Below are 24,915 nucleotides of genomic sequence, written 5' to 3'. Positions count from 1 at the left end.
GGTATGAAACTTTCCACTTGGTTACGCATCCGTTATCCACAATTTTTCACTGAGTCAAAAGAGTCAGTGGTCCTTGACAATTGCCTCTGTTCTTCTTTCCGTGAAAAGCGTCAAAAAGAAGAGACCATTTTACCCCGGATGTCCCAAGACTTCGATACTAGGCTTTTGGCACTCCTACGCGAAGAAAAAATTGCTCCTATTGACGAGCAAATATCTTTCGTTAGGCGCTGGTTAGAGAACCGCAATTTACAATATTCCGTTTCCTTTGCTATGGTTCTCACTTTGGCCCTTGTCCTTGTGAGCCGCTATTCCAGCCAAGAGAGTCGACTTCCCGATACAGCCGGTGTCGTACTTGAAAATAGCTCTTATTTGAATGAACCAACCAGCATGGAATTGAGTGATTCCCACCACAAACGGGTGTTTGTGGACTCTTTAAAACGAGACCCAGCTTCCATCCAGGGCTTAAAGGGCCTAGAAGTATACTACCAAAAGACAGGTAGGGGAAGTGCGGCCGAAGAAGTCCGTCTCCTCATTGAGTCTGCTGAAAATTAAACTTCAGCCAAGATCGTTTTTGCCAGAGCCAAAGCCTCACGGAATTCGTTCCCTGGGGCTTTTTCTTTGATGAGGTAGGCATAAAAGAGAAGACGAGCTTTGACTTTTTTCGGATTGTGTGAGCCCCTAAGGTTTGCCTCGTGCATCCGTTGCATTTCTTTGGCCCATTGTTCCACCTCTGGGTAAACAGCCGGTAGGCCGTTCGAGAAGAAACCTTCCTGCCAGAGCAAAACGGCAAACCATGAAAATGCTTCTGGTTCGGACAAAAGAGTTTGGGCGTTTTGTAATTGCTGTTGCAGAGGAAGAAAACGTACCGATTCCCAAGGGAAGAGATCTGGTTCTTCTAAAAAGGCTCTCATATAGAGATCCCTTCCTTCTCTGTCTCGTCCCGTCATACATAAAGCTTCCGCCAGAAAAAAACGGAGCTGTGTTGGCATTCTGGACTGGGCAAGACTCAGGGGAAATACCTCCAAGGCCGATTTGAAATCCCCGACCTTCACCAAACAGATGGCAAGGTCTGCCAGTGAATCAAAGTCAAGGGCATTGGCGCCTTCCCAACGGTAGGCAAGTTTCAGGTGCTCACTTGCTTCCTCTAGGATACATTTTTGGCAACTGTAGTAGGCTTGGGTTTTGTGGTATTGGCGTTTTTTGGATTCTATTTCAAAATCGGAGAAATAATTGAGTAATAATTTGCCTCTTTCCTTTCCTTCTCTTGTTCGTAGAACAAGATCTAGGCGGTTATCCCAAAAACTAGCAATGAAATAACCGCTGATATGGTCAAGGTCGTCTGGGTCTTTGTCCAACAAAACTGAGTAGAGGGACTTCGCCTTCTCAAATTCGCCAATGGAAAGAGAGTGAAGAGCCTCCTCAGATTTTTGCAACATAGCACTTGCTTGGAAGGATTCTAATGTTTACTCTTTTTGTCGTGTATTTTACTGACTTGTGAAATGATTTTACTTTCTAGTCCATCAATGCAGGCATAGATGTCCTTGTTTTGGTTATGGGCATTGAAATGGGAACCGTCCGCATTTAAATTCAGATTGGCTTGGATTTCCCCATGGATGCTCTCAAAGGAAACATCACAATTGATGACAGTTTGTACAAACTTTGTAACTCTTTCTAATTTTTCTGTTGCATACGATTCAGCAGCCTCAGAGCGATCTAAGTGTTTCCAAGTATATTTAATCTTCATATGATCCTTTCTATCTATTTCATTATACGATGGATGCACAAAAAAAACGAGTCAAATAAAAAAGAATTGAAGGCACCTCTTTCCTGCTAAAATCAGAATCATAAGATTTTTGGCTTGTAGGAGGTGCATGCAATGGCAAAGAACGATTCCAAACAAGAACCCCTTACCGAAAGAATCCTTGGGATCTATGATGACACTCAGTTCACAAGACCCGCGAGTTCACCTTCCAAAAACTTAATGAAGGTCCTCACACGAAATCCGTACGAAGCCTTCGTGCTGTGGAAAATAGATCCCAAATACTTCAACCAAATCCAAAGCGATTTTGGTAAACCTCCAGAATCTGAGATCCAAATGAAACTTTTGTTAGAGTATGTGGATTCCGAGGGCAAACAGGAGTCGACTTGGTTTGAGATCCCACCTTTGTCAAAACATTACTACTGTAAATTCTCAAGTCCCAAGTTCAAAATCCGAGCAAAACTTTTTGCAAACCGTGGGGCAGATCTTCGGCTAGCACTTGAGACCGGCAACCAAGACCTGCCTCCGAGTTCGGAATCAAACCAGTTAGACGAACAATGGGTACATCCTGTCTGGCGAGAAAGGGGCTTTGCCAAACAATCAAAATCGGGTAGCTGGTTTTATTCCGAATCTTGGCAAGAAAATGAATCCCATCCCACCTTTCTTTGGGGTCCACCAGAGATCGGAAACTCACCGAGTTCACATCGTTCGGAGAGTGTATGAAAGGTTATCTGGTTTTTTTATTGCATGCCCATCTACCTTTTGTTCGGCATGAAAATGCACAGATACCATTTATAGAAGAGAATTGGTTGAATGAAGCCATTCTAGAAACATACATCCCATTGTTGCGAGTCTTTCGGAACCTAAAAAAAGAGAATGTTCCTTTTAAAATAACAATGTCTTTCACGCCGACATTGTCCACAATGCTCGTCGACCCATACCTCCAAAATCGATTTAGAACTTATATCAAAAATCTCATTGCACTCTCAAAATCCGAGACCAAAAGAACAAGCGGTGATCCTCACCTCAATTATCTATCCAAATACTACAAAGAACACTTTGAAGATACTGAAGCCATATTCGAGGAATTAGGTGGTGATCTTACGAAGGGATTCTTACCTTTCTTTGAATCTGGTTCCTTGGAGTTAATCACTAGCCCAGCAACCCATGGATTTTTACCTTTGTATGAATCCGAACCAAGCATCATTCGATCCCAGTTACGAAATGGGCGGCGTACCTTCCGACGTATCTGGGGCCGCGATCCTAAAGGGATTTGGCTTTCCGAATGTGGTTATGCACCGGGTCTTGAGGAAGCTCTCGACCGTGAGGGATTCCGGTATTTTTTTGTGGATAGCCATGGCATTACCCATGCTGAACCTCGGCCTAAGTACGGAGTGTATGCACCTGTAGAAGTAGGGAACGGGATCTTCGCCTTTGGACGAGACCCTGAAAGCTCTAAACAAGTTTGGAGCTCAATCGACGGATATCCAGGCGACTTCCGCTACAGAGAGTACTACCGAGATATTGGCCATGATTTGGAATATGAGTACATCCAAAAGTATTTACATGCGAATGGTATCCGGATCAATACGGGCATTAAGTACTTTCGGATCACGGGCAAAACCCCGGCGAAAGACCATTACCATCCAGATTGGGCCATGGAAGCCTGTGGACAACATGCGGATGATTTTTTAAGAAATCGAATTCGGCAAGCAGAATGGCTCTATTCGCAGAATGGACAAGCGGCGTCGATCTTATCACCGTATGATGCGGAGTTATTTGGCCACTGGTGGTATGAAGGCCCACAATTCATAGAGTTTCTCTTTAAGAAGATTCATTTTGACCAATGCACAATTCGATTGGCACATCCTTTGGAGGTGGTCAGACTCTTGCCAAGAGTACAATCTGTTCACATGAAAATGTCCAGCTGGGGTGAAAATGGATATGGAGACGTTTGGTTAAACGGTACAAACGATTGGATTTACGAACACATATTTTCCCTATCGATCACAATGCAGGAGTATGCGCATGCTTACAAACATGAGATGGATGAATGGAAACTTCGAGTTCTACAACAGATGGGCCGTGAACTCCTTCTACTCCAAAGCAGTGATTGGGCCTTTATCATGAAAACCCAGACAATGGTTGACTATGCGATTCGCCGAACCAATGTTCATTGCAATCTATTTTTGTTTTTGAAGGACATGTTGGACCGAGGCCAGATCGATCGGGAAAAGCTCCAACAAATTGAAAGGGAAAACCCTATTTTTCCTGACCTCCTCCTGCAGGACTTCCAATAGCTTAGAATTATTCTAGATTTTTTTTGTTTACATAACGTTCGTGAGAAAGAAATTTGGGTTAAGTAGGGGGATTCTTATGAAATGGCTCGTACGTTTTCCACTGGTACTTTTGTTCACTGCTATCGCTTTTAACTTTTGGGTTTGCCGCTTGGCAGTCCACGATAGTTTGGATGGTCGTTTCCGACTCGGAGAAAAGATCATCCGCTACGGAGAAGAGGTAGATCGCAGTACACCTTGGCAACCAAACTCCCATCAGCTTGGTTCCTCAAAGAAAAAAGCAGGTCTTCTTTAAGCGAGGAGGCCTGTCACTCTCACTGGTCCTTTTGGTTTAGGATTTCGCTTTTATTTTGGTTTGAAGTCCACATTGTCCCAATAGTCGCTTCCATAATCAAAAAAGATTTCTTCCCCCTCTTCAATTTTCTTCAAAGCCTTGAATCTGGCAGTTTTCCAACGCACGGAAGTAATAAGCTCTGCATTTGGTTTGGAAGAATGGTTAATATAACGTGTGTAATTCGACTCTCTTCCTTCTCCATAGATCCACCAATCTTTGCAAATCCACAATAGATATTTGGAATCTACATATTTCGGAGATTCTGCTTCTTCATCTGTGATGATGCGCCCTGTGTAATAACCAATGGTATCTCCTTTGAATAGGGTCTGTTTGGGAAAAAGACCCATGCCAATGCCGGGAATCGAGGACTCTTTGACGATGAAATCATGGGCGGTGTATACAACAGGTTTACGTTTTGTCTTTTTACCTTTGGTTTTACGGGAAACAGTCTGTTTCTTTTTCATCTGTAAAGGACATAACAGGGAAACAAAACTATTTGTAAAGCGAATGAGATTCAAGAATGAAGGTTCTCTTCTCCGATCTTTGCTAGGAGAGGTCGTCATGGCAGAGAACCGAGAACCCAAGTCAGAGAAATCAAACGTAGTAAACCTTGCTTTGTACCGGGCGAAAAAGGCCTTAGAAAAAGATGGCTTCGAGGTAGTAGAAAATCCGGACGGAAAGATTACCCTTGTCATTCGTCTTGCGAAATAAATTGGTTCTAGAAAGAGTGTAAAAGATGACATACCAGAGATTGGAAGGATCCAGAATCGGAAACGGGCAAAAACATTGCATCATCGTTTCTAAGTTCAACGAGTTCATTACAGAAAGTCTCCTCAAGGGAGCTCTCGATGCCTTTCGGCAACACGGAATAGCTGAGTCAGATTTGACTGTGGTATATGTTCCTGGTGCCTACGAGTTACCGGCGACTGTAAGCAAAGTCCTAAGTTCTAAAAAGTTTTCCTTTTCATCCATTGTTTGTTTAGGAGCGGTGATCCGCGGAGCCACTTCTCACTATGATTTGGTGTCGGGTGAGGCAGCAAAGGTTGGAGCCATCTCCCAAACGGCTGGGGTCCCCGTAATCTTTGGTGTGATTACCACAGAAACGATAGAACAAGCGATCGAAAGAGCGGGCACCAAGGCAGGAAACAAGGGTTACGAGGCAGCCACTACTGCTATCGAAATGGCAAATCTCTTCACGCAGATCGGATGAGTAGCCGCCATAGAGGCAGATCCATAGCTCTTATGTGTCTCTACCAAATTGATCTGGTAGGGACAGAGCCAGCCAGGGCCATGAAATTCGACTGGTACGACAAAAAAATCTCCAAAGAAGAAAAGGATTACGCCGTCTTTCTCGTGAAAGGAGTGGTGGAAAATAAGGAATCGATCGATACTCTAATAAAGAAGTATTCCGAAAACTGGGAGTTGTCTAGGATCTCGGTGGTGAATCGCTGCATCTTACGTTTGTCAATCTTGAGTTTACAGAATGAACCTTTTTTGGCAGGGCCTGTAGTGATCAACGAAGCAGTGGAACTGACAAAGGAATTCGAAACCGAAGAGTCAGCCCAATTCATCAACGGTTTGTTAGATGCTTTTTACAAAAAGGAGATTCTGGCAAATCAGAAAACTAGTGAGAATGGACCCAATCCGAAGAAATAGATTCAAAATTGAAGAAGACTGGAATAATTCACAACCTAGTTATTATAAGGAAGACCCTTACCTGCGCAGATTGGATGAGAGAGACCGCGAGTCGACTTATGAATCCACCACTGAAACAAACAGACCAATTCTAAATTTTCTATTTTGGGCCACTCTCATCATACTCGTTTGTGCAGTTTGTTCGGCTGCAGTATACTACTTTTATTATTATAAAAAGACCAATCCCGAATCTATCGCAAATCAATTAAATGACCCAAAGATCGATAAACGATCTTTGGAGCTTCTTATCGATAAAGCCTATCTTCCAAAAGATTCAATACGGCCTGGACTCGCCAATTGCTTAAATTCTTATTATGATCGTTATGTGAATAAAGCCTTTCGCGTCTGTGAAGAATTTCTAAATACACCGGAGTCTGATGAAGACAAATCCATTGCTTTAACCGTTCTAGGTGTTATGTTTGATGAGGCAGGTCGTTACCCTAGTGCCATTGAAAGATTGGAAAAAGCGGTTCAATATGACCAAAAAAACTATTTCGCATATTATAATTTAGCTTTGGCATTTAAACACTCAGGAAAATTCGAGGAAGCTCGAAAAGCGGCCGCCAAGGCTAAGGAAATCGCACCGAATGATGCAAGGATTGCACTGCTCACAGGAAATCTCTACCAAGAAATTGGAGACCCCACCGCTGCCATCCAAGCCTATCGCGAAGGCCAGTCTCTTGCGCCAAGCGATCCCGTATTGACATACAACTTAGCGATTAGTTATTACAAACAAGGAAAGATCCCAGAAGCTATCGAAGAGTTCCAGAAAGTAGGGCAATTATCACCTAATTCACATGCAGCGGCACTTTCTTATGGACACCTAGGTTCCATTTTCTATGGAAGAGAGGACTATGACAGAGCTGATTACTACTTTCGGGAAGCAGTTCGATTAAAACCAAGTGATGCCAAATCCTACTACAATTTAGGACTTATCCAACTTAAGAAAAAGAATCCTGAAGAAGCTGCTCGTTATTTTCAAAAGGCCCTGGATACTGGTGCCCAGGATGCGGAAGTGTATCGTTACATTGCTGAGGCTTTTGTAACTATGGGACAGCCTTCCATGGCAATCCAAGCACTGAAAAAAGGACTATTGCTAAAGCCCTCCGATGTGGACACAATGTTCGCACTCTCTGAGTTATATTACAAAAAAGGTGAGTTAATTGAGGCAGAGTCCCTCTATAGGAGAATCATACGCCTAACTCCTGGCGACTCCTACACTGAGACAGCATACGTAAATTTAGGAATCATTCTGGATGAGATGGAGAGATTCCAAGATTCTATCCAAGCCTTCGAGGCGGTGATTGCACTCAATCCCAAAAGTCTTTCCGCAAGATACAATGCAGGCCTAGCCTATCTTCATGCGGGTATGCCAACCAAAGCTATCGAAAATTTTCGAAAGGCACAGGCAATCGATGCCAGCCACATCCCGAGTCGCATTGCGATTGCTGATTATTATGCCGAGAATCGTTTTTACAGAGAGGCCATTGCTGAATACGAAGAGATACTTCACGAAAAAGAAGATCTTTCGGAGGCGAGGCTAAAACTTGCTGATGTGTATTTGAATGTTAAGAGTTATGATGCCGCAGAAAAGCATTTGCTTTATCTTCTAAATCATGCAAAAGAAGGCGCAGAAATCAAACAGGCTCACCGTAAGTTAGCGCTTGTTTATGCAAATAGTGGTGCCAGTGATTCTAGAGTGAAGGCAAAAGAGGAGGCCTTTCGTGCTTCCCATATGGATCCAGGTGATATGGAATCTAAACTCGTCCTTGCCAAAATTTTAATTGATTCAGGCTCTTTACTCGACCGAGAAAAAGCCATTGAAGAATTGATCCTCATCACTAGATCCGATGCAGGGCCAACTGTTCTCGCGAAAGCTCATAATTATCTAGGGGTATGTTACTTTAAAAATGGTGAGTTCAAAAGGGCCATTGCAGAGTTCCAATCAGCTATGGATATGAATCCGTCCTTAACAGAAGCTTATGAGAACAAACGAGCGGCACGGGCTCAATATGAAAAATCGTTAGAGAACAAAAAACGGGATTTTTTCTGAAGTACTTTCAATTCCAAAACCATCCCAAGTTTTTGAACTACTACGAAATATGTAAAATAACAGGTGTATTGCGTTATTTACCTGCAAAGTCGCGAGAGTATGGTGATACATATTTCATGGAAGAATACCAAAATCAGTATCATAAAACCTACTATGATGATGAACCAAACCTCCGATCCTTAGCTAAAAGACGGCTCGCTGTATTAAAAAGTTTAGAACCAGAAGGATTTACTGGAAAGACCTTATTGGAAGTCGGCTCTGCTGCTGGTTTTTTTTTGGATGAAGCAAGGTTTGCTGGGTACCGTGTGGAGGGCTTAGAACTCTCCTCCCAAGAGGTGGCATATTCGATCGATAAACTAGGGTTAGATGTTAAGAAAAAGTCAGTTCTCGATATTGGGGTAAAGGAATGGGCAAACCGGTTTGATGCCATTGCTTGTTTTTTTGTCATTGAGCACATTTCCGACATCGAAGGGATCTGGGAAAGAATGGAGGCTTGGCTAAAGCCAGGTGCTTATTTATTCCTTGCTGTTCCCTCCTTTTTTGGGCCAAGCTTTCAAACAAATCCATCATTTTGGCTGCAAACCCATCCAGAAGACCACTTTTACGACTACGATGTAAACTCCTTGAAAAAACTCTTGTCAATCCTTGGCTTTAGAATGAAATATGCTAGACCCATGTCGTATCACCAAAAGAGGGATCTCGGTCTTCTCGGTAAGCTCCCCACTTGGGCATTTAAACGATTCTCAAATTTAATGTGCTATGGAGACACCATTGAAGTCGTCTTCCAAAAAAAATAACTTATGAAATTTACTGAACTTCCTTTCGCAGAACCACTGCAAAAAGCCTTAGAAAAAATCGGATACTCTGAACTAACACCCATACAAGCAAAAGCTATCCCTTTCGCCATGGAGGGCAATGACCTCACAGGTCTTGCCCAAACTGGTACGGGAAAAACCATGGCATTTTTGCTACCCACCTTACATCGATTATTGATATCTGAAGAGCCACAAAAACTTCCATACGCACTCGTTCTTGCGCCAACCAGAGAGTTGACCATACAAATTGGAGAAGAAGCAAGAAAACTATTACAGTTCACTGATTATGGAGTCGCTACCATTATTGGAGGGACAGATTACAAGTCCCAAGAAGAGGCTTTGAACAACCAAGCCTGTATCATTGTAGCAACTCCTGGTCGACTCATAGACTTTGTTAAGAACAATCGTTTGTCATTAGAAAATATACAAGTTGTTGTTCTAGATGAAGCAGATAGAATGTTTGATATGGGGTTCGTCATGGACCTTAAATATATCTTTCATAAATGTAAAAATAGAAAACAAAGTCTCCTATTCAGTGCAACCTTGAGTTATGAAGTTGTCCGTTTAGCTAGCAAATATTTAAACGACCCAATTGAGGTGCACATCAATCCGGAAAAGGTCATCACGGAGAGAATTGACCAAAGTCTGCTGCATCTGGGCAGAGAGGAAAAACTTCCGTACCTTGTGAACTCACTCTTAAATCAACCTATTGAAGGCTTAGGTATCATATTCACGAACTATAAAATGAATATTCCACGTATTGTTTCTACTCTTAGGCAATATGGCATAACAGCAACTGGCCTATCTTCTGAGTTGGACCAAAAAAAACGGATTCGGCTACTCCGAGATTTCAAAGCAGGAAAATACAAATACTTAATCGCAACGGATGTTGCTTCGAGGGGTATCGACATTGAGAACATTGATGTGGTGTATAATTTTGATCTTCCCCAAGATGCAGAGAATTACGTTCACCGAATCGGACGAACTGCACGGGCAGGTCGTAAAGGTAGTTCAATCGGCTTTTGTTCTGAATCGGATTACACAGAGTTGGAGCGCATTGAAAAATATCTCAATTTCAAATTACCAGTCACTGAAGTCAATGAAGCCTATTTGAGTTTCCCAGTCGGCGAGTTCACACCTGTTTTTCCTGACGAAGCCGTTCCTGGAGAAAAAAGACAGCAGCAGAGCCAATCAGGCAAAAAGAAAAGACCAGGCAGAGGTGGCCCAAAAGAAAGGAGAGAGCACCATGCACCAGCCAAGATGAGCCATCCCCATGGCCATCCGCATCACCACCAGGAAAAACCTAAAGTACATAAGGAATCTCATCCAGACCAGAAACGGACAAACCATAAGCAAAAGCATAAAAAAGACTCTCCGGCACCTAATTCTCAAATGCAAAAATCGAGAAGAAACTTATTTGATATTGAAAAAGAGAAACCTTCAAAGAATAAAAAAGGCTCCCTTTGGTCCAAAATCATTTCCTTCTTCAAAAGAAGTTAATATTATTTTTCATTTTTTGCCCTTTTCTTGTTCATGCGGAAACCGTAAAACTTCCGCTATTCGGGAAAGGGCATTTTGTTTCGTATACCGAACTGAGTCCATTATTTCCTGAGCTCAGTTCCAACCATGAAAAATCTACAGGAATTGTAAAACTTCAGTCAGCACAAGGAAAACTTCAATTTCGTTTGGGTGCAAGTTTTTATGTCTTCGATGAGAAAATAATTAAAGTTTCAAAACCAGCCCTTTTGAAAAATGGAGATCTGTATCTCTCTGTAGATATTTTTGAGTCCATTTTGTTGAATTTAATTTCGTATGACGTTCGCTATAAGATAAAAGAATCTGAAGTTCTTTTGGATATTCCCCGAGAGCCCATTGCAAAACGAAATATAAATGTGAAAGCCATTGTGATTGATGCAGGCCATGGAGGAAAAGATCCTGGGACCTCAGATGCAAGTGGTTATTTTGAAAAAGATGTGAGTTTGGCTGTGGCAAAGTATGTTTACCTTTACTTACGAAAATACTATCCCGAAATCCGAATTCACTTAACAAGAAAAAATGATACATTTATTGAATTGGAAGATAGATCCAAACAGGCAAATTCTCTATTAAAAGATACAAGAGATTCTATTTTTATTTCTCTGCATTGCAATGCCTCCTTAAATGAGAAGGCGAGTGGCTTTGAAGTGTATTATTTGAGCCAAACTCCAAGTACAGAACAAGCTAGGGAAACAGCTCTCATTGAAAACCGTTATATCGGGCCACACTCCCAGAAGATCATTAGCTCCATCCAATCACAAATGCTTTCGAGTCTTACCCAAAGGCGTTCCAAAAAGCTAGCCATCGCCATCGAAGAAGAATTTGGCAAGGGAGTAGAAAGTAATATTTCCTCACGTGGTGTGAAAAAGGCAGATTTTTCCGTCTTGCGAGGAAGCCTTATGCCTGCTGTATTGATCGAAATGGGGTATTTGACAAACCCCGAAGAAAGCAAATTACTCAAGGACAAAAGTTTTCAGAAACGAATTGCACGGAGTATTATTAAGGGAATTCGAGGTTATGCTCAAACAAAAGATTAGAGAACAAGGAAAAAAGATAAAGGAAGCATTTATCTATTGGAGAGATCGGCTTTATCTCATCGGGACAGAAAAAGAAAAAACAAGTCGCGAATTTAGATTTCTATTTTTATCCTGGGCCTTCTTTCTCCTATTCTTTACCTTTTTTATCTTAGCTGAAAAAAATCCATTCAACCTCCTTGTTCCTTTTAATGTATTCCAAATCCCAAGATTTGACCAAAGAGATGAGGTTCAAATTTATGTTTCGGATGGCGAAGATCTGCAAATACCAGTTAAACGAAAGTTGTTGGTACATGAGGATTCTCGCGAACGTATTTTTCAGTTCATTAACGAAGTAGCAGCTCCTCCTTATTTTTCAAACAAGGAAAAGGTAAATGATAATGATACTTTGGTTAATCCTAAAAAACTTCTCAATTTACATGATTCTTTAACACAAGTATGGTTTCTAGAAAATGAAAGTCGGCTTGTCCTAGATTGGAATGCCAAACAACTGGAATCCGTTCTTATGAGTTTTCGCCTGCCCAGATCATATGCACTGGGAAATGAGAATGAAGAAGAAAACCAAGAAAACACACCTGTGGATGCTATCTCATACTATACGGGTCCAGAGAACTTTGTAACAGAAGAAGAATCAGTAACCAGAAAGAGAAGGCTTTCGGCTCTCTCTGCCACCCTTAAGGCGATTGAAGCTACATTGTTTCGAAATCATCCGAACCTAAAGGTCATTGAGCATAGGTTAGACGGAAGATCGCAAACAATCGACCAAATTCCAAATCCGATGAACGAACCTAGAAAGCGAGAAACATTTGGATTATAATTCTGGATCCGTCCAAAGATTGTGACTTTTGATCAAGTCTATGAGTTTGTCTGTGGCTTCTGATTCTGGAACACCTTTGAGGACGATTTCTTTTCCTTTGTAAAGGTGTACCCTACCAATCCCTGCGCCTACATAACCAAAGTCAGCATCTGCCATCTCTCCTGGCCCATTGACGATGCAACCCATGACAGCTATCTTTACACCTTTCAAGTGGCCTGTTCTTTCTTTGATTTTAGCTGTTGTCGTTTGTAAATCAAACATAGTCCTACCACAAGAAGGACAGGAGATATATTCTGTTTTTGAAAGTCGTAGCCTTGTCGCTTGTAATAGGTCATAGGAAAGTGCAATTGTCTTTTTGGGATCTGGCTCAGATAAGCGAATTCGAATGCTATCGCCAATTCCATCTAACAGAGAACCTCCGATGTGAATTGATGCTTTGTAAAGAGCGTCCTCTTCATTTTCTGCAAGTAGAGCCAAAGTAATAGGATAATCAGAGTCCTTTAAACGGTATGCTAGTTTTCTAATTTCTAAGAGTTCTGCATTTTCCAAGGCAAAAGAGATATTTTCTAATCTATGGCGCCGCAACTCTGAGACTAGATCAGCTACCAATGACAATTCATGTCTATTGATTTGGAATTCTACCATACGGTCTTCTTTGGCATATTTTTTAATGAAAGCAAAGAAGGCTGTGGCTTCCTCTGAATCTCTATCTTTTGGATTCCAGAAGAGAAAGGGAGAGACAATCCACTTCTGGAAGGCATAGATTTCTTCTACAAAACCCTCATACATCCGCGCAAGATCATCACTGAGTGTAAACGATATTGCCTCTGAAAAAAGGTTCTTTCGTTTCATCGCACTCGCTGCTGTTAAGCTCAACTCATCTGAGAATTGAAAGAATAAGAATTCGAGTTCGTGGGAGGTCTGTTTTGAAAGCTGACGTAAAGCAGAAATCTCAGAAAGTATGTCTGCAGATTGAAAAGAAAATTCTGTCTCTACGCGAACTGGGTGTTTGTCGCCTAGGGATAGATTTGGAATTTGTATCTCACGCGAATAGAACCTGGAGTAGTTGTAGGGGTCGCGGAATTCCTGGTATTGGGAATTTGGAATCTCAATAGACGAAGAAATGTCATTGTACTTTTTCACGAGTGCCTTGGCGACGGGAATCTCCGCGATAGCATCTTCTGTGAGGGACACGCGTATGGTATCTCCTAGTCCCTCTTCTAAAAGGCAGCCGATCCCGAGAGCAGATTTTATCCTTCCATCTTTTCCATCTCCAGCTTCCGTTACCCCCAAGTGCAATGGATAATCCATGGATAGTTCATAAAATTTGGAAACAAGGAGTCGGTAGGCCTGGACCATCACCTGTGGATTGGAGGCCTTCATGGAAACAACGATGTCTCTGTAAGAATTGCGTTCAGCTATACGGATGAATTCTAAGGCACTCTCTACCATACCTTGCGGAGTGTCCCCATACCGATTCATGATCCTATCGCTAAGGGATCCATGGTTTGTTCCAATGCGCATGGCAACACCGAGTTCTTTTGCCCGTAATACCAATGGCGTGAAAACTTCTTCGATTCTTTCCAATTCCTCTTCGTATTCTCTGTCGGTGTATTCGATAACATCAAATTTCTTTTTGTCGGCAAAGTTTCCTGGATTGATCCTAACCTTTTCCACCCACTCCACACACTTCAATGCAACTTGGGGAGTAAAATGAATATCAGCAACGAGAGGCACCTTCAGGCCGAGTGCTTTCATTCGTTTTCTGATTTCTGGTAAATTGTCTGCATCTGCCTGGCTAGGTACTGTTAGGCGAACAATTTCTGAGCCCACACGCTCAAGGGCCGCAATCTGTTCAATACTGGCTTCCGTATCTCTCGTGTTAGATGTTATCATGGACTGAACCCGAATTGGGTTTTTACCACCTATACCAACATCACCAACTTTGACCTCACGTGTAGGTCTGCGTTTATAGAAAAAAGGGGATTCATTGTATTTAGTATTCATGGCGTGGTTATGGTCTCATTATCTAGAAAAATAAATGCGAAATTTTCAGCAAGCTTTCGAAAATCCCAAAGGGCTTTCAATTTTAGACTAGGGAAGGTCGAAAATGGTATCAGAGCCCAAGCCCAAGACCAGAGTATGAATACTGAAGTCAAACCGAATCTACGAAGACAATATCGAGTCCAAGTTACTATTGCAATTTACCGAGATGGAAATCTATCCTATAAAAGTGAGATCCTCTCACCTGCTTTTTATTCCAAAAGAGCAGAGGCGCGAGATCACATACGCCAAGAAATTCGCGAGAGACTTGCTCATTCTAGGTTTTTTCGTTCGGCTAGGTTAGACTATGATTTGGTTCGGTATACCGAAGAGGGGACATGTAACACATACCTCCGTTATTCCATCCAAGATACGGAAATTTGACAGCCCAAGAATCACTCTTCTATTGGTTCCAGAACCAAAAACGAGATTTACCCTTCCGCCAAAATAAAGTAGCTTATCGCATTTGGGTATCTGAAGTGATGCTCCAACAAACACGTGTATCTGCGATGTTACCACTTTACAACCGATTTATTTCAAAGTTTCCAGATGTAGCAACACTTGCGAAAGCTAGCGAAGACGAAGTGCTCGCCAGTTGGTCAGGTCTTGGTTACTATTCTAGAGCAAGAAATTTAAGAAAGGCAGCCATCTTTTTGATGAGCCAATACAATGGTGCCTTCCCAAAAACCCTAGAGGAGGCTCTGCAAATTCCAGGAATCGGTCCATATACTGCAAGAGCGGTTCTTTCGATTGCCTATGATAAGCCCTATGCTGTTTTAGATGGGAACGTAAAACGAGTTCTCTCTCGTCTATTTTTATACGAAAGTAATATCCTTGGACCCAAAGCGGATAGAGAATTGCAAGCATTAGCTGATGATTTTTTAAATGTAACCCATCCCGGTGACCATAACCAAGCGATGATGGAATTGGGAGCTACCATTTGTCTGCCACAAAATCCTAAGTGTTTGCTTTGTCCCTTGCGAACGATTTGTAAAGCGAGTGAGACAGAAAAAACAGCACTCATCCCAATTCGTGAATCAAAAAAAGAGAAACATATCCTGAAAGGTCGTATACTTTGGATGGAATGTTCTGGTGAAGTTCTTCTGATCAAAACGGATGGATTTCGTTTTTTGAAGGGGATGTATCGTTTGCCGATGTTATTTGATTCTCCGTATCCAACAAAAGAATATGAACCGGACGGACTTTCCCTGTTTTTAGCAGAACAGATGAAAGGACAAGTCTCCAGAGCATCCATTCGGCATAGCATCACCCACCATGCCATGCAATTGGACCTATTCTTTAGAAACTTCACTTCCAAGGAGAGAGAACATTTGGATGCATCGATCGGAAGTGATAAGGAATTTCTCTGGGTGAAAATGGAAAGTTTGGAAACCTACTTTCCTTCCTCTTTAGCTCGTAAAACCAAAAAAGCATTGGAATCTAGTTAGCGAAAAAAATGCTCTCTTAAAGAGGGGATTACTCTGCCATGCGGGTCATACGAATTCGGCAAATGCGCTACGAGGAAGCTCGTATCAAATTGGAAAGAGAAGTCCATGAAGCCTTTATGGATGGGGAATCCTATATCGAAATCTTACATGGCATTGGAGAGGGAATTTTACGTAGAATGGCGATTGACTACGTAGAGTCCTGCGATTTCCTGAAATTAGTAGAGAGGGATCCGCTCATCCGAACGAATCCTGGATCCACTTTGGTGGAGGTTTTGGCACCCTCTCGAGAATATATCAATCGATTGAAAAAATGAAGAATGAAGGTAACCAAATCCAGATACTTGATGTCACTCTCCGTGACGGAGAGCAAACCAATGGTGTATCATTTTCCTGGGAACAAAAACTAAATATCACCAAATTTTTGCTATGTGATCTGTTGGTTGATCGAGTTGAAATTGCTAGTGCACGAGTTTCCCCAGGAGAGTTTGCAGCTGTAAAAAAAATCATCGCCTGGGCCGAGAGTGTTTCACTCCGCAAAAAAATTGAGATTCTTGGTTTTGTTGACCACGACAAAACCGTCGACTGGATGAAAGAGACAGGCGTTCAGGTTCTCAACCTTCTCACCAAAGGCTCCTTAAACCACCTAAGCAACCAATTGCGAAAGAGTCCTTCGGAACATTTTGCTGACATTGAAAAGACGATCAAACATGCCAAAGAGGCAAACATTGAAGTCAATGTCTATTTAGAAGATTGGTCGAATGGGTATTTACATTCAAAAGAGTATGTGTATGAGTATTTGAAACAAGTTTCACAGTTTCCCATCGGTAAGTTCTTTTTGGCCGATACCTTAGGGGTACTCTCCCCAGATGAAGTGAGTTATGCGGTCAAAGATCTATCGGATCGATTCCCTAATCTTTGGTTTGAGTTCCATGGACACAATGACTATGACTTGGCAGTGGCCAATTGTTTAGCTGCTGTAAACGCAGGTGTTCGAGGCCTACATGTGGCAGTCAATGGATTGGGTGAGAGAGCAGGCAACTCTCCCTTGGAAGCAGTGGTCACCGCCCTACATGACAAAACAAAGTTCAAAACAAAAGTCCTAGAAAAGGAAATCACAAACGCCTCTCGTCTGGTGGAAGTTTTTTCAGGCAAAAGGATCGGCGACAACCGCCCGATTGTTGGAGAGGATGTGTTTACGCAAACGGCTGGTGTGCATGCCGATGGAGATAAAAAAGGAAATCTCTACGCAAACCCTATCCTTCCTGAGCGATTCGGAAGAAGTCGTGTCTATGCATTGGGCAAATTAGCAGGCAAAGCAAGTATCACAGAAAATTTAAAGCAACTCGGAATGGTTCTTTCCCCGGAAATTGAAAAGAAGGTCTTAGAAAGGGTGATTGAGTTAGGTGACCAAAACAAAACTGTCACAAAGGAAGACCTTCCCTATATCATCGCAGATGTTAGCGGAGAAAACTTAGACGCCTCCTTTCAAATCACTTCTTGCCAAGTGACGAGTGGCATTGGAGTAAAACCGAAAGCAAGTTTGAAAGTCAATTTCCATAACCAAGAATACCAAGCAGAAGGGGAAGGTGACGGCGGATACGATGCATTTATGAATGCACTTGGTAAGATTTTAAAAGACCTAGGAATACAAATCCCTCCACTGTATGACTATGAGGTGAGGATACCTCCTGGCGGAAACACAAATGCATTGGTAGAAACGGTGATCACTTGGAAACGGGAGACGGATGTACAGCCGATCCGTACCATCGGCATCGATTCTGACCAACAAGTAGCAGCCATAAAAGCTACTGAGAAGTTACTCCACATCCTTCTGGGCTGAATTAAAATGGAACACTGCCTGATCGTTGGTTTAGGAAATCCTGGCAAACAGTACAGAATGACCAGACACAATATCGGATTTTTGTTCATCGACTATTTGGTAGAAACAAAATCCTTGGTATGGAAGGAGCAAAAAACGTATGATCATTGTTATATGGACGATGAAGGTTTGCGGATCCACTTCTTAAAACCCAAAGAATATATGAATCTTTCCGGCAAGGCAGTAGCAAATATCACCCAAACTTACAAAATTAAAGCTGAACACATTATCGTATTACAGGATGAAGTTGATATATCCTTTGGCAAAATCAAAAACAAAATTGGTGGTGGAACAGCCGGCCATAATGGATTGAAGGATATTATCCAACGCATAGGTTCTCAAGATTTTCATCGATTGCGTCTGGGTGTAGACAAACCGCCCAAGGGGACTATGGATGTCGCAGACTACGTTCTACAAAATTTTACAAAAGAAGAAGAGACAGCTCTTCCTGCGATCTGGAAAGAAGCCGAATCTCGGATCCAAGAATGGATCAAATTACAAAAACAAATCATTACTGAAAAATAAAACATGCACCACAAATCCGACGAAGACATCCAAATCAAAAGATTGATCATCCAATCGTTAGTTTCCATTTTGTTGGTAGTTGGATTGGTGTTTGCCTTGGCATTTTTTTTTAGAGAGCCATTGGTTTCTTATTCTGCAAATTTTGTGAATCAATTCGGTGCATTGGGTTTATTCTTTGGTATGTTACTATCAGATAGTCTACCTGCTTTTGTACCCCCTGACGCTTTTTTGGTTTTTGCCATTGGTGGGAATATGTCCGCATTGGAGACCATTTTATCAATGTCTGTTGGAAGTATTCTTGGTGGAAGTCTTGCCTATTTGATCGGAAAGTATCTAATCCCGAAATTCAAATTTGGGCGACTCTTCGTACTTAAATTCGAAGATCAGTTACTTCCATATATGAGAAAGTATGGTTTCTGGGCTGTGGTCATTGCTGCACTCACTCCTGTTCCGTATTCTTGGATGGCCTACACCGTTGGCACCTTTCGTATGACCTACCTTAAGTTCTTTCTGGGTTCACTCTTTCGATTCGTACGTATGTCTGTGTATTATTTTGCCATATACTTTGGATGGGTTACAGGTACTTAAATGGAAGATAGATTGTTCCCCAAAACTGTGGATGAAATCATTGCAGAAAAAGTTAAATTTTTCTTTCTACCGCAAAGGACAGAAGCCTTAATTAAAAATCTAGTCGATGGAAAGGTTTCGGAACGTTCACTTGTTTGTTGCCATTCTGGATGTGATGTTTGCTATGAAACCATACATCTTTGTTACCAAGCTGTAAAAAACGAATTACAGAGCTAAGAAATGGACTCTCTCTTCCCAGAACCATCCAAACAAGTTCCTTTAGCACATAGTTTACGCCCGAAACTTTGGAAGGATTATGTGGGCCAAACAAAGGTCACGGAGCAAATCCAAAAAATAAAAAAGCCCACATCGGTATTGTTATATGGCCCACCAGGTTCTGGAAAAACCACCTTAGCACATTTGCTTGCAGATGAATGGAAATTGCCAAAGCGATTTTTATCTGCCGTCACTAGTGGAGTTAAGGACCTAAGAGACGTTATGGAAGAGGGAAAGTCTTTGGGGACTATTGCACTATTTTTGGATGAGATCCATAGGTTTTCCGCAAGCCAACAGGATGCTCTTTTGCCCTCAATCGAGGAAGGCAGTCTCATTCTCATTGCAGCAACGACGGAAAATCCTTCCTTTAGGATCAATCGAGCCTTGCTAAGCCGTTTGCAAGTCTTTCGATTGGAAGAGTTGAGCCACTCGGAGAATGAACAAATCCTATCACGCGCTTTGCAAGTATTAGGTGCTCAAGTAATACTTTCTGATTCTGCAAGGCGTGAGCTTCTCTCCGTCGCCAAGGGAGATGCAAGAAAATTATTGGGTTTACTCGAATCCCTTATGCACTCTCATACAGAAGGCGACACAATAGAGGCTTCTGATGTCGAAGCTATTTTGAATGTTCAAGTTCTCGCTTATGATAGAAATAAAGAACAGCACTACGATGTTATCTCAGCTTTTATCAAATCTATGCGTGGCTCTGATCCTGATGCTGCCATTTTGTATCTAGCCATCATGTTAGAAGGTGGTGAAGACCCACTTTTTATCGCAAGGCGGCTTCTTGTGTTTGCCAGTGAAGATGTGGGCAATGCCTCGGTTCATGCCTTGCCTTTGGCAATGGCAACTTGGCAGGCTGTGGAACGATTGGGTATGCCCGAGGCTAGGATTCCCTTGGCCCAATGTGTGACTTTTTTAGCAAGTGCTCCCAAATCAAACTCGAGTTATATGGCGATCAACCAAGCTTTGGACTTTGTGCGGAGGAAAGACTTTTCCTATCGCATCCCAAATCACCTCCGGAATGCTCCCACGGCTACTCATAGGAAGGAGGGCGCAGCCAAGGATTACCAATACCCACATAACCACCCAGGCCATTTCGTCTTGGAGTCTTATTTCCCCAGTGATTTCGCAGACAAAAACCCTCAGTTTTATGACCCAAAGCCACAAGGTATGGAAAAGAATCTCAGGGATCAATTGCGTAAGCTTTGGGGAGAGAAAAGATACCCTGACCCATAGCTTGGTTGGCCCAGGGGAAAGGCAAGGAAAAGATTGAGACTAGCTCTCAATAAAGAAAAAGTGAAGCAAAACAATCTAGCCTTGACAATAGGCTCCTATATGCGATCCTTTCACCGATGGGTTCTGCACCGGATAGTTTTGCACCGATTCTTCTCCAGCTGGCCTTGGGCTTAGGCTTTTCCTTTGTTGTCCTCTCCTTGGCATTTTTACTCAATCCCAAAAAGAAATCAAAGCCGCAGGATACGTTTGAATGTGGTGTGACCTATTATGGGGATGCAAGGGGCTTGTTCAATATCAAGTTTTATCTCGTATGCCGTCTTATTTATATTATTCGACATTGAAGCTGTCTTTCTCTATCCATGGGCGGTGAACCTCCTCAATTTTAAAAATGCCGGATTGGGAGGATTCTTTTTATTAGAAATGTTTTTCTTCCTTCTCATCTTGGTGGTTGGTCTATACTATATATGGAAGAAAGGAGCTCTTGAATGGGATTGACGGACCTTCTGTCCAAACCTGGTGAAATGTTTGGTGACATGTTCCAAGTCGCCAAACTCGAAAATGTTGTCCAATGGGGGCAAAGTTTTTCTCTCTGGCCTTATCCTTTTGCAACTGCCTGTTGCGGAATCGAGTATATGTCAACTGCCTGCGCAGACTATGATATCGCGCGCTTTGGAGCAGAACGACCCTCCTTTTCTCCGAGACAAGCAGATATGATCCTTGTGTTGGGCACAATCACTTACAAAATGGCTCCCGTATTACGCCAGATATATGACCAATTAGCGGAGCCTAAGTTTGTGATCTCGGTTGGTGCTTGTGCTTCCTCTGGTGGGATGTTCCACACCTATGGGGTTTTGCAAGGGGTAGACCGCATCCTTCCTGTGGATGTCTATGTTCCTGGTTGTCCTCCTAGGCCAGAAGCGATTTTGGATGCCCTAGTGAAATTGCAGAAAAAAGTCCAATCAGAAGGTTTGGAAGCCCGGCGCCAAGAAATCATGAAAAAGATCCAAGAGATCAATGAACGAAACAAACCTCTGATTGTTGCATGAACGAAGCAATTCTATCTTTTCTACAAGCAGAGTTTTCACAGTTCCTAATTCCCAATCGGGAAATCCAAACCAACCTCTTTTTTATTACCCTTAAAAAAGAGGGAATCCTACCCGTTTGCAAGGCCTTGAAGGAACATCCAAACTTTTCTTTTTCCTTTTTGAATGACCTAACATCGGTGGATTGGTTAGGAAAGAGATCACCTCGTTTTGAAGTTTTGTATTTATTAAAATCACCAAAGTCTGGGCATAACCGCATCCAAATCCGTGTTCCCATAGAGGAAGGCGAAGAAGTTCCGAGCATTGTGAGTGTATACCCAGGGGCCAATTGGCCTGAGCGAGAAGTCTTTGACCTTATGGGGATCACCTTTTCTTCGCACCCACGTATGGAAAGACTCATTATGCCTGACAACTTTGTCGGACACCCCTTACGAAAGGACTATCCATTGGAAGGACCTGGTCAGGATTATCTGATTCAGGATTTACTTAGCATCCACGTAAATGAAGACATCGAAAAAGATTAGGACAAGGTACCCTTATGGCGATGTATGAAAAAACAGCGGAACACTTTCAGGAAAAGTTCAAAGAACTTCCAGAGGGTCACCTCCTTGTCAATTTAGGACCATCTCACCCGGCAACACATGGCATCTTACAAAATGTCATCCAAATCGACGGAGAGAGGGTAGTAGAAGCAGAATCAGTCATTGGTTATGTGCATAGATGCTTTGAAAAGTTAGGTGAAAGATACGATTACAACCAATTCTTAGTTTGTACGGACAGAATGAACTATGTGTCCACACCACTGAACAATATTGGTTGGATCTTAACTGTGGAAAAGATGATGCAGATCCAAGTCCCTGAGCGAGTAACCTATGTTCGGATGATCATTTCTGAGCTTTCTAGAATTATGGACCATATCATTTGTAATGGTATTATGGGAGTCGATCTAGGAGCATTTTCTGGACTCTTACACCTATTCCATCACCGAGAAAATATCTACCAAATCCTTGAAAAGCTAACAGGCGCCCGCTTAACAACAACCTTTTGCCGGGTTGGGGGAATGGAACGCGATATTTACCCAGAATTTGTGAAAGAAATTAAACTCGTTACGGAGGGCCTCAAGCCCGCACTTAAGGAGTTCCATGAACTCCTGATTCGAAACAAGATATTCAACGAAAGGACAGCGGGCATTGGTGGGATATCTGCGGAGGAGGCAATTGCCTACGGCTTCTCTGGTCCAAACTTGAGAGCAGCAGGAGTTGCCTGGGATGTCAGAAAAGATGATCCTTATATGTTATATGATAAGGTAAACTTCGATGTACCTGTGGGAGAGGATGGATCTGCCCTCCACCGAACTTTAGTTCGTATGGAAGAAATGCAGCAATCCATTCGGATCATAGAACAATTGATAGACGGAATTCCTGAAGGACCTTACCATGCGGATGTCCCGCATACTTTCCTTCCACCCAAAGACCGAGTTTACCATAATATGGAAGAGTTGATCTATCATTTTAAAATCATCATGCACGGAGTTAAGGTGCCGCCAGGTGAGTACTACCATGCAACGGAAGCCGCAAATGGTGAATTAGGTTTTTTTGTCGTGAGTGAGGGGGATAAATCACCTTGGCGTGTCCATGTAAGGCGTCCTTGTTTTTGGTACTACCAGGCTTTTCCAAAGATGGTGAAAGGTGGACTTCTTGCTGATACGATCGCGACTATGAGTTCTTTGAATGTCATTGCTGGGGAGTTGGATTGTTAATGTCATATCAGTTTTCTAAAGAGTCTGAAGTTAGATTTCAAAAATTGGTCCCCCAATTTCCTAACAAACGTTCTTTGATACTACCTTGTCTTTTCCTATTGCAAAAAGACCAAGGATTCGTGGACAAAGATGGTATGGAATACATCGCCAATCGGATCGGTGCCCCAGTCTCTTTGGCTCATGTGCACGGTGTCGCTACTTTCTATACGATGTACAATAAAAAACCAGTAGGCAAATACCATATACAGATCTGTGCAAATATCTCTTGTTATTTGGCTGGATCCGATGTTGTTACAGAGACTGCCTGCAAAAAACTGGGGATCAGACCAGGCGAAACAAAAGAAGACAAATCCTTCACAGTCGAAGAAGTGCAATGCCTCGGTGCTTGTGGCTTTGGCCCAGTTGCACAAATCAACGAGTCATATTATGAACATTTGGATGCGGAAAAAATCGAACAAATCATAGACCAGTTGGCAAAGCAGGGATAGTATGGGCTTACGAAAGCTATTAACTACGCATATAGACCATCCAGAGTCACACAGCCTTTCACACTACCAATCTGTTGGTGGGTATGTGTCCTTAAAAAAAGCACTCACAGACTTGAGCGCCGAACAAATCATAAACGAAGTTAAAACTTCCGGTTTACGGGGGAGAGGTGGAGCTGGTTTTCCAACAGGAAACAAATGGAGCTTTATTCCCAAAACGGACAAACCAAAATACCTCATTTGCAATGGGGATGAAGGTGAGCCCGGTACATTTAAAGACAGACTGCTCATTGAAAAAGCACCTCATATGCTCATAGAGGGCATGATCATTGCTGCGAAGGCGATTGATTCGCACCAGGGTTATATCTATATCCGTGGTGAGTTTATGAAGGGCATTGCGATTGTGGAAAAAGCTGTGGAAGAGGCTTATGCACAAAATCTTCTAGGCAAAAATATTTTAGGTTCTGGTTACGATTTTAACCTCGCAGTCTATTCAGGAGCAGGCGCCTACATATGTGGGGAAGAATCAGCACTCATCAATTCATTAGAAGGTAGGAGGGGTCATCCAAGATTAAAGCCTCCATTCCCAGCTGTATCTGGTCTTTATTCTTGTCCGACAGTAGTGAACAATGTAGAAACATTTTGCAATGTTCCCCACATCATCGCCATGACCGGTGAAGAATACAAAAAGATCGGCACAGAAAAATCTCCAGGGACCCGTTTATTTGCCGTTAGTGGGCATGTAAAGAAACGAGGGATCTATGAGGTGGAAATGGGAACTCCCCTCAAAGAACTTATCTATGACATTTGCGGCGGTATTCAAAACGACAAGGCGCTAAAGGCTGTGATACCAGGTGGCTCTTCCTCACCGATTTTGAACGCGGAAGAGGTCGCCATTGCTACCATGGATTACGAGTCGATTGCAAGCCTGAAATCTATGTTAGGTTCTGGCGCTGTGATCATTCTTTCGGAAGAAGCAGACCTTGTTGAGACTACCTTTCGATTGGCGGAATTTTACTCTCATGAATCTTGTGGCCAGTGTACCCCCTGCCGTGAAGGCACACATTGGGTAAAAGACATTCTCCACAAAATTCGGGAAGGGGAAGGGACAGAAAAGGATATGGATCTTCTATTATCCATTACCAGAAACATGGAAGGTGGTACGACCATTTGTCCTCTCGCGGATGCTTGTGTTATGGCGGTTCGTCCTACCATGCAAAAGTTCAAAAATGAATTCCAAAAACGACTGAAAGTTTCGGATAAACCTTCGGAAGAGAAACAGAGTGTCGTGCATGCAGGTTAAAAGGTAGG

The 24,915-nt window shown here is 42.5% G+C and carries 29 protein-coding genes and 1 pseudogene; 26 read left to right on the top strand and 4 right to left on the bottom strand.

Annotated features, from left to right (window positions below; genetic code table 11):
• Positions 1 to 3 precede the first annotated feature (3 nt).
• Positions 4 to 552 carry a hypothetical protein gene (locus DI060_RS05880; RefSeq protein WP_108975671.1) on the top strand — a complete coding sequence of 183 codons (549 nt, stop codon included), beginning with the start codon at positions 4 to 6 and terminating at the stop codon, positions 550 to 552.
• Here the strand turns inward: DI060_RS05880 and DI060_RS05875 are convergent.
• Both DI060_RS05875 and hpf read right to left on the bottom strand, forming a co-directional pair.
• On the bottom strand, positions 549 to 1,436 hold the full coding sequence (locus DI060_RS05875; RefSeq protein ID WP_108974703.1) for a hypothetical protein: 888 nt from the start codon (positions 1,434 to 1,436) through the stop codon (positions 549 to 551). The two genes, DI060_RS05880 and DI060_RS05875, sit on opposite strands and share 4 nt — an antisense overlap.
• Before the next feature lie 20 nt (positions 1,437 to 1,456).
• Positions 1,457 to 1,744 (bottom strand): ribosome hibernation-promoting factor, HPF/YfiA family, encoded by a 288-nt coding sequence (gene hpf / locus DI060_RS05870; RefSeq protein WP_108974701.1) that lies wholly within the window; start codon positions 1,742 to 1,744, stop codon positions 1,457 to 1,459.
• Between the two features lie 132 nt (positions 1,745 to 1,876).
• On the opposite strand from hpf, the gene DI060_RS05865 reads away from it, so the two are divergent.
• The 3 genes from DI060_RS05865 (at position 1,877) to DI060_RS05855 (ending at position 4,351) form a co-directional block, all read left to right on the top strand.
• Positions 1,877 to 2,482, top strand: coding sequence for a hypothetical protein (locus DI060_RS05865; RefSeq protein ID WP_108974699.1), 606 nt, complete (start codon positions 1,877 to 1,879; stop codon positions 2,480 to 2,482).
• Positions 2,479 to 4,059, top strand: a complete 1,581-nt coding sequence (locus tag DI060_RS05860; protein WP_108974697.1) for a glycoside hydrolase family 57 protein — start codon at positions 2,479 to 2,481, stop codon at positions 4,057 to 4,059. The genes DI060_RS05865 and DI060_RS05860 overlap by 4 nt, the downstream gene beginning before the upstream one ends.
• A 76-nt stretch (positions 4,060 to 4,135) precedes the next feature.
• Positions 4,136 to 4,351 carry a hypothetical protein gene (locus DI060_RS05855; RefSeq protein WP_108974694.1) on the top strand — a complete coding sequence of 72 codons (216 nt, stop codon included), beginning with the start codon at positions 4,136 to 4,138 and terminating at the stop codon, positions 4,349 to 4,351.
• 50 nt (positions 4,352 to 4,401) lie between these two features.
• Here the strand turns inward: DI060_RS05855 and DI060_RS05850 are convergent, their stop codons facing one another.
• Entirely contained in the window at positions 4,402 to 4,854 is a 453-nt protein-coding gene (locus tag DI060_RS05850; protein ID WP_108975669.1) for an SET domain-containing protein, read from the bottom strand.
• 97 nt (positions 4,855 to 4,951) lie between these two features.
• Between DI060_RS05850 and DI060_RS18930 the strand changes: the two genes are divergently transcribed.
• From DI060_RS18930 to DI060_RS05810, 8 genes are read left to right on the top strand one after another with little or no spacing between them, the layout of a single operon-like run.
• On the top strand, positions 4,952 to 5,101 hold the full coding sequence (locus DI060_RS18930; protein ID WP_167836929.1) for a hypothetical protein: 150 nt from the start codon (positions 4,952 to 4,954) through the stop codon (positions 5,099 to 5,101).
• Between the two features lie 25 nt (positions 5,102 to 5,126).
• On the top strand, positions 5,127 to 5,600 hold the full coding sequence (gene ribH / locus DI060_RS05840) for a 6,7-dimethyl-8-ribityllumazine synthase (protein WP_108974690.1): 474 nt from the start codon (positions 5,127 to 5,129) through the stop codon (positions 5,598 to 5,600).
• Positions 5,597 to 6,046, top strand: coding sequence for a transcription antitermination factor NusB (gene nusB / locus DI060_RS05835; RefSeq protein ID WP_108974688.1), 450 nt, complete (start codon positions 5,597 to 5,599; stop codon positions 6,044 to 6,046). Before ribH ends, nusB begins: the two co-directional genes overlap by 4 nt.
• Positions 6,024 to 8,138 carry a tetratricopeptide repeat protein gene (locus tag DI060_RS05830; protein WP_108974686.1) on the top strand — a complete coding sequence of 705 codons (2,115 nt, stop codon included), beginning with the start codon at positions 6,024 to 6,026 and terminating at the stop codon, positions 8,136 to 8,138. The genes nusB and DI060_RS05830 overlap by 23 nt, the downstream gene beginning before the upstream one ends.
• Positions 8,135 to 8,935, top strand: coding sequence for a class I SAM-dependent methyltransferase (locus tag DI060_RS05825; protein WP_108974684.1), 801 nt, complete (start codon positions 8,135 to 8,137; stop codon positions 8,933 to 8,935). Before DI060_RS05830 ends, DI060_RS05825 begins: the two co-directional genes overlap by 4 nt.
• Before the next feature lie 3 nt (positions 8,936 to 8,938).
• A complete protein-coding gene (locus tag DI060_RS05820; RefSeq protein ID WP_108974682.1) occupies positions 8,939 to 10,453 on the top strand; it encodes a DEAD/DEAH box helicase in 1,515 nt (504 codons plus the stop codon).
• Positions 10,417 to 11,526: an N-acetylmuramoyl-L-alanine amidase family protein gene (locus DI060_RS05815; protein WP_108974680.1), complete on the top strand. Its 1,110-nt coding sequence runs from the start codon at positions 10,417 to 10,419 to the stop codon at positions 11,524 to 11,526. The genes DI060_RS05820 and DI060_RS05815 overlap by 37 nt, the downstream gene beginning before the upstream one ends.
• Positions 11,507 to 12,340, top strand: a complete 834-nt coding sequence (locus DI060_RS05810; protein WP_108974678.1) for an LIC_10740 family protein — start codon at positions 11,507 to 11,509, stop codon at positions 12,338 to 12,340. Before DI060_RS05815 ends, DI060_RS05810 begins: the two co-directional genes overlap by 20 nt.
• Here DI060_RS05810 and ispG read toward each other — a convergent pair.
• Entirely contained in the window at positions 12,335 to 14,347 is a 2,013-nt protein-coding gene (ispG, locus tag DI060_RS05805; protein ID WP_108974676.1) for a (E)-4-hydroxy-3-methylbut-2-enyl-diphosphate synthase, read from the bottom strand. The two genes, DI060_RS05810 and ispG, sit on opposite strands and share 6 nt — an antisense overlap.
• Positions 14,348 to 14,482: 135 nt before the next feature.
• Between ispG and DI060_RS05800 the strand changes: the two genes are divergently transcribed.
• The 14 genes and pseudogenes from DI060_RS05800 (at position 14,483) to nuoF (ending at position 24,907) form a co-directional block, all read left to right on the top strand.
• Positions 14,483 to 14,767 (top strand): hypothetical protein, encoded by a 285-nt coding sequence (locus tag DI060_RS05800; RefSeq protein ID WP_108975667.1) that lies wholly within the window; start codon positions 14,483 to 14,485, stop codon positions 14,765 to 14,767.
• On the top strand, positions 14,764 to 15,831 hold the full coding sequence (gene mutY, locus DI060_RS05795) for an A/G-specific adenine glycosylase (RefSeq protein WP_108974674.1): 1,068 nt from the start codon (positions 14,764 to 14,766) through the stop codon (positions 15,829 to 15,831). Before DI060_RS05800 ends, mutY begins: the two co-directional genes overlap by 4 nt.
• Before the next feature lie 38 nt (positions 15,832 to 15,869).
• Positions 15,870 to 16,145: a Smr/MutS family protein gene (locus DI060_RS05790; protein WP_108974672.1), complete on the top strand. Its 276-nt coding sequence runs from the start codon at positions 15,870 to 15,872 to the stop codon at positions 16,143 to 16,145.
• A complete protein-coding gene (gene cimA / locus DI060_RS05785) occupies positions 16,142 to 17,671 on the top strand; it encodes a (R)-citramalate synthase CimA (protein WP_108974670.1) in 1,530 nt (509 codons plus the stop codon). The genes DI060_RS05790 and cimA overlap by 4 nt, the downstream gene beginning before the upstream one ends.
• A gap of 6 nt (positions 17,672 to 17,677) precedes the next feature.
• Complete coding sequence (gene pth, locus DI060_RS05780; RefSeq protein WP_108974668.1) at positions 17,678 to 18,235, top strand: aminoacyl-tRNA hydrolase; 558 nt, start codon at positions 17,678 to 17,680, stop codon at positions 18,233 to 18,235.
• Positions 18,236 to 18,238: 3 nt separating this feature from the next.
• Positions 18,239 to 18,823 (top strand): YqaA family protein, encoded by a 585-nt coding sequence (locus DI060_RS05775; protein ID WP_108974666.1) that lies wholly within the window; start codon positions 18,239 to 18,241, stop codon positions 18,821 to 18,823.
• Positions 18,824 to 19,039, top strand: coding sequence for a hypothetical protein (locus DI060_RS05770; protein WP_108974664.1), 216 nt, complete (start codon positions 18,824 to 18,826; stop codon positions 19,037 to 19,039).
• Positions 19,040 to 19,042: 3 nt separating this feature from the next.
• The gene (locus DI060_RS05765; RefSeq protein ID WP_108974661.1) at positions 19,043 to 20,317 is read left to right on the top strand and encodes a replication-associated recombination protein A; all 1,275 of its coding nucleotides are present in this window, start codon (positions 19,043 to 19,045) and stop codon (positions 20,315 to 20,317) included.
• 116 nt (positions 20,318 to 20,433) lie between these two features.
• Positions 20,434 to 20,746, top strand: a pseudogene (locus DI060_RS05760) (NADH-quinone oxidoreductase subunit A); the annotation flags it as partial.
• A 56-nt stretch (positions 20,747 to 20,802) separates the two neighbouring features.
• Entirely contained in the window at positions 20,803 to 21,363 is a 561-nt protein-coding gene (locus tag DI060_RS05755) for an NADH-quinone oxidoreductase subunit B (RefSeq protein ID WP_108974659.1), read from the top strand.
• Positions 21,360 to 21,884, top strand: coding sequence for an NADH-quinone oxidoreductase subunit C (locus DI060_RS05750; RefSeq protein ID WP_108974657.1), 525 nt, complete (start codon positions 21,360 to 21,362; stop codon positions 21,882 to 21,884). Before DI060_RS05755 ends, DI060_RS05750 begins: the two co-directional genes overlap by 4 nt.
• A gap of 14 nt (positions 21,885 to 21,898) precedes the next feature.
• Positions 21,899 to 23,119: an NADH-quinone oxidoreductase subunit D gene (locus tag DI060_RS05745; protein ID WP_209451990.1), complete on the top strand. Its 1,221-nt coding sequence runs from the start codon at positions 21,899 to 21,901 to the stop codon at positions 23,117 to 23,119.
• On the top strand, positions 23,119 to 23,607 hold the full coding sequence (locus DI060_RS05740) for an NADH-quinone oxidoreductase subunit NuoE family protein (protein ID WP_108974654.1): 489 nt from the start codon (positions 23,119 to 23,121) through the stop codon (positions 23,605 to 23,607). The genes DI060_RS05745 and DI060_RS05740 overlap by 1 nt, the downstream gene beginning before the upstream one ends.
• Position 23,608: 1 nt before the next feature.
• Complete coding sequence (gene nuoF, locus DI060_RS05735) at positions 23,609 to 24,907, top strand: NADH-quinone oxidoreductase subunit NuoF (protein ID WP_108974652.1); 1,299 nt, start codon at positions 23,609 to 23,611, stop codon at positions 24,905 to 24,907.
• Positions 24,908 to 24,915 lie beyond the last annotated feature (8 nt).

The sequence above is a fragment of the Leptospira ryugenii genome, assembly GCF_003114855.1.
Lineage (GTDB): Bacteria > Spirochaetota > Leptospiria > Leptospirales > Leptospiraceae > Leptospira_A > Leptospira_A ryugenii.
Note: the sequence above shows the minus strand (reverse complement) of the source record. Positions and strands in the feature narration are given on the sequence as shown.

What these genes read in the sequence shown, in the direction of transcription:
- DI060_RS05880 (WP_108975671.1), top strand. Translation starts at nt 4, where the DNA reads ATGAAACTTTCCACTTGGTTACGCATCCGTTATCCACAATTTTTCACT.
- DI060_RS05875 (WP_108974703.1), bottom strand. Translation starts at nt 1,436, where the DNA reads ATGTTGCAAAAATCTGAGGAGGCTCTTCACTCTCTTTCCATTGGCGAA.
- hpf (WP_108974701.1), bottom strand. Translation starts at nt 1,744, where the DNA reads ATGAAGATTAAATATACTTGGAAACACTTAGATCGCTCTGAGGCTGCT.
- DI060_RS05865 (WP_108974699.1), top strand. Translation starts at nt 1,877, where the DNA reads ATGGCAAAGAACGATTCCAAACAAGAACCCCTTACCGAAAGAATCCTT.
- DI060_RS05860 (WP_108974697.1), top strand. Translation starts at nt 2,479, where the DNA reads ATGAAAGGTTATCTGGTTTTTTTATTGCATGCCCATCTACCTTTTGTT.
- DI060_RS05855 (WP_108974694.1), top strand. Translation starts at nt 4,136, where the DNA reads ATGAAATGGCTCGTACGTTTTCCACTGGTACTTTTGTTCACTGCTATC.
- DI060_RS05850 (WP_108975669.1), bottom strand. Translation starts at nt 4,854, where the DNA reads ATGAAAAAGAAACAGACTGTTTCCCGTAAAACCAAAGGTAAAAAGACA.
- DI060_RS18930 (WP_167836929.1), top strand. Translation starts at nt 4,952, where the DNA reads ATGGCAGAGAACCGAGAACCCAAGTCAGAGAAATCAAACGTAGTAAAC.
- ribH (WP_108974690.1), top strand. Translation starts at nt 5,127, where the DNA reads ATGACATACCAGAGATTGGAAGGATCCAGAATCGGAAACGGGCAAAAA.
- nusB (WP_108974688.1), top strand. Translation starts at nt 5,597, where the DNA reads ATGAGTAGCCGCCATAGAGGCAGATCCATAGCTCTTATGTGTCTCTAC.
- DI060_RS05830 (WP_108974686.1), top strand. Translation starts at nt 6,024, where the DNA reads ATGGACCCAATCCGAAGAAATAGATTCAAAATTGAAGAAGACTGGAAT.
- DI060_RS05820 (WP_108974682.1), top strand. Translation starts at nt 8,939, where the DNA reads ATGAAATTTACTGAACTTCCTTTCGCAGAACCACTGCAAAAAGCCTTA.
- DI060_RS05810 (WP_108974678.1), top strand. Translation starts at nt 11,507, where the DNA reads ATGCTCAAACAAAAGATTAGAGAACAAGGAAAAAAGATAAAGGAAGCA.
- ispG (WP_108974676.1), bottom strand. Translation starts at nt 14,347, where the DNA reads ATGAATACTAAATACAATGAATCCCCTTTTTTCTATAAACGCAGACCT.
- DI060_RS05800 (WP_108975667.1), top strand. Translation starts at nt 14,483, where the DNA reads ATGAATACTGAAGTCAAACCGAATCTACGAAGACAATATCGAGTCCAA.
- DI060_RS05790 (WP_108974672.1), top strand. Translation starts at nt 15,870, where the DNA reads ATGCGGGTCATACGAATTCGGCAAATGCGCTACGAGGAAGCTCGTATC.
- cimA (WP_108974670.1), top strand. Translation starts at nt 16,142, where the DNA reads ATGAAGAATGAAGGTAACCAAATCCAGATACTTGATGTCACTCTCCGT.
- pth (WP_108974668.1), top strand. Translation starts at nt 17,678, where the DNA reads ATGGAACACTGCCTGATCGTTGGTTTAGGAAATCCTGGCAAACAGTAC.
- DI060_RS05775 (WP_108974666.1), top strand. Translation starts at nt 18,239, where the DNA reads ATGCACCACAAATCCGACGAAGACATCCAAATCAAAAGATTGATCATC.
- DI060_RS05770 (WP_108974664.1), top strand. Translation starts at nt 18,824, where the DNA reads ATGGAAGATAGATTGTTCCCCAAAACTGTGGATGAAATCATTGCAGAA.
- DI060_RS05765 (WP_108974661.1), top strand. Translation starts at nt 19,043, where the DNA reads ATGGACTCTCTCTTCCCAGAACCATCCAAACAAGTTCCTTTAGCACAT.
- DI060_RS05755 (WP_108974659.1), top strand. Translation starts at nt 20,803, where the DNA reads ATGGGATTGACGGACCTTCTGTCCAAACCTGGTGAAATGTTTGGTGAC.
- DI060_RS05750 (WP_108974657.1), top strand. Translation starts at nt 21,360, where the DNA reads ATGAACGAAGCAATTCTATCTTTTCTACAAGCAGAGTTTTCACAGTTC.
- DI060_RS05745 (WP_209451990.1), top strand. Translation starts at nt 21,899, where the DNA reads ATGGCGATGTATGAAAAAACAGCGGAACACTTTCAGGAAAAGTTCAAA.
- DI060_RS05740 (WP_108974654.1), top strand. Translation starts at nt 23,119, where the DNA reads ATGTCATATCAGTTTTCTAAAGAGTCTGAAGTTAGATTTCAAAAATTG.
- nuoF (WP_108974652.1), top strand. Translation starts at nt 23,609, where the DNA reads ATGGGCTTACGAAAGCTATTAACTACGCATATAGACCATCCAGAGTCA.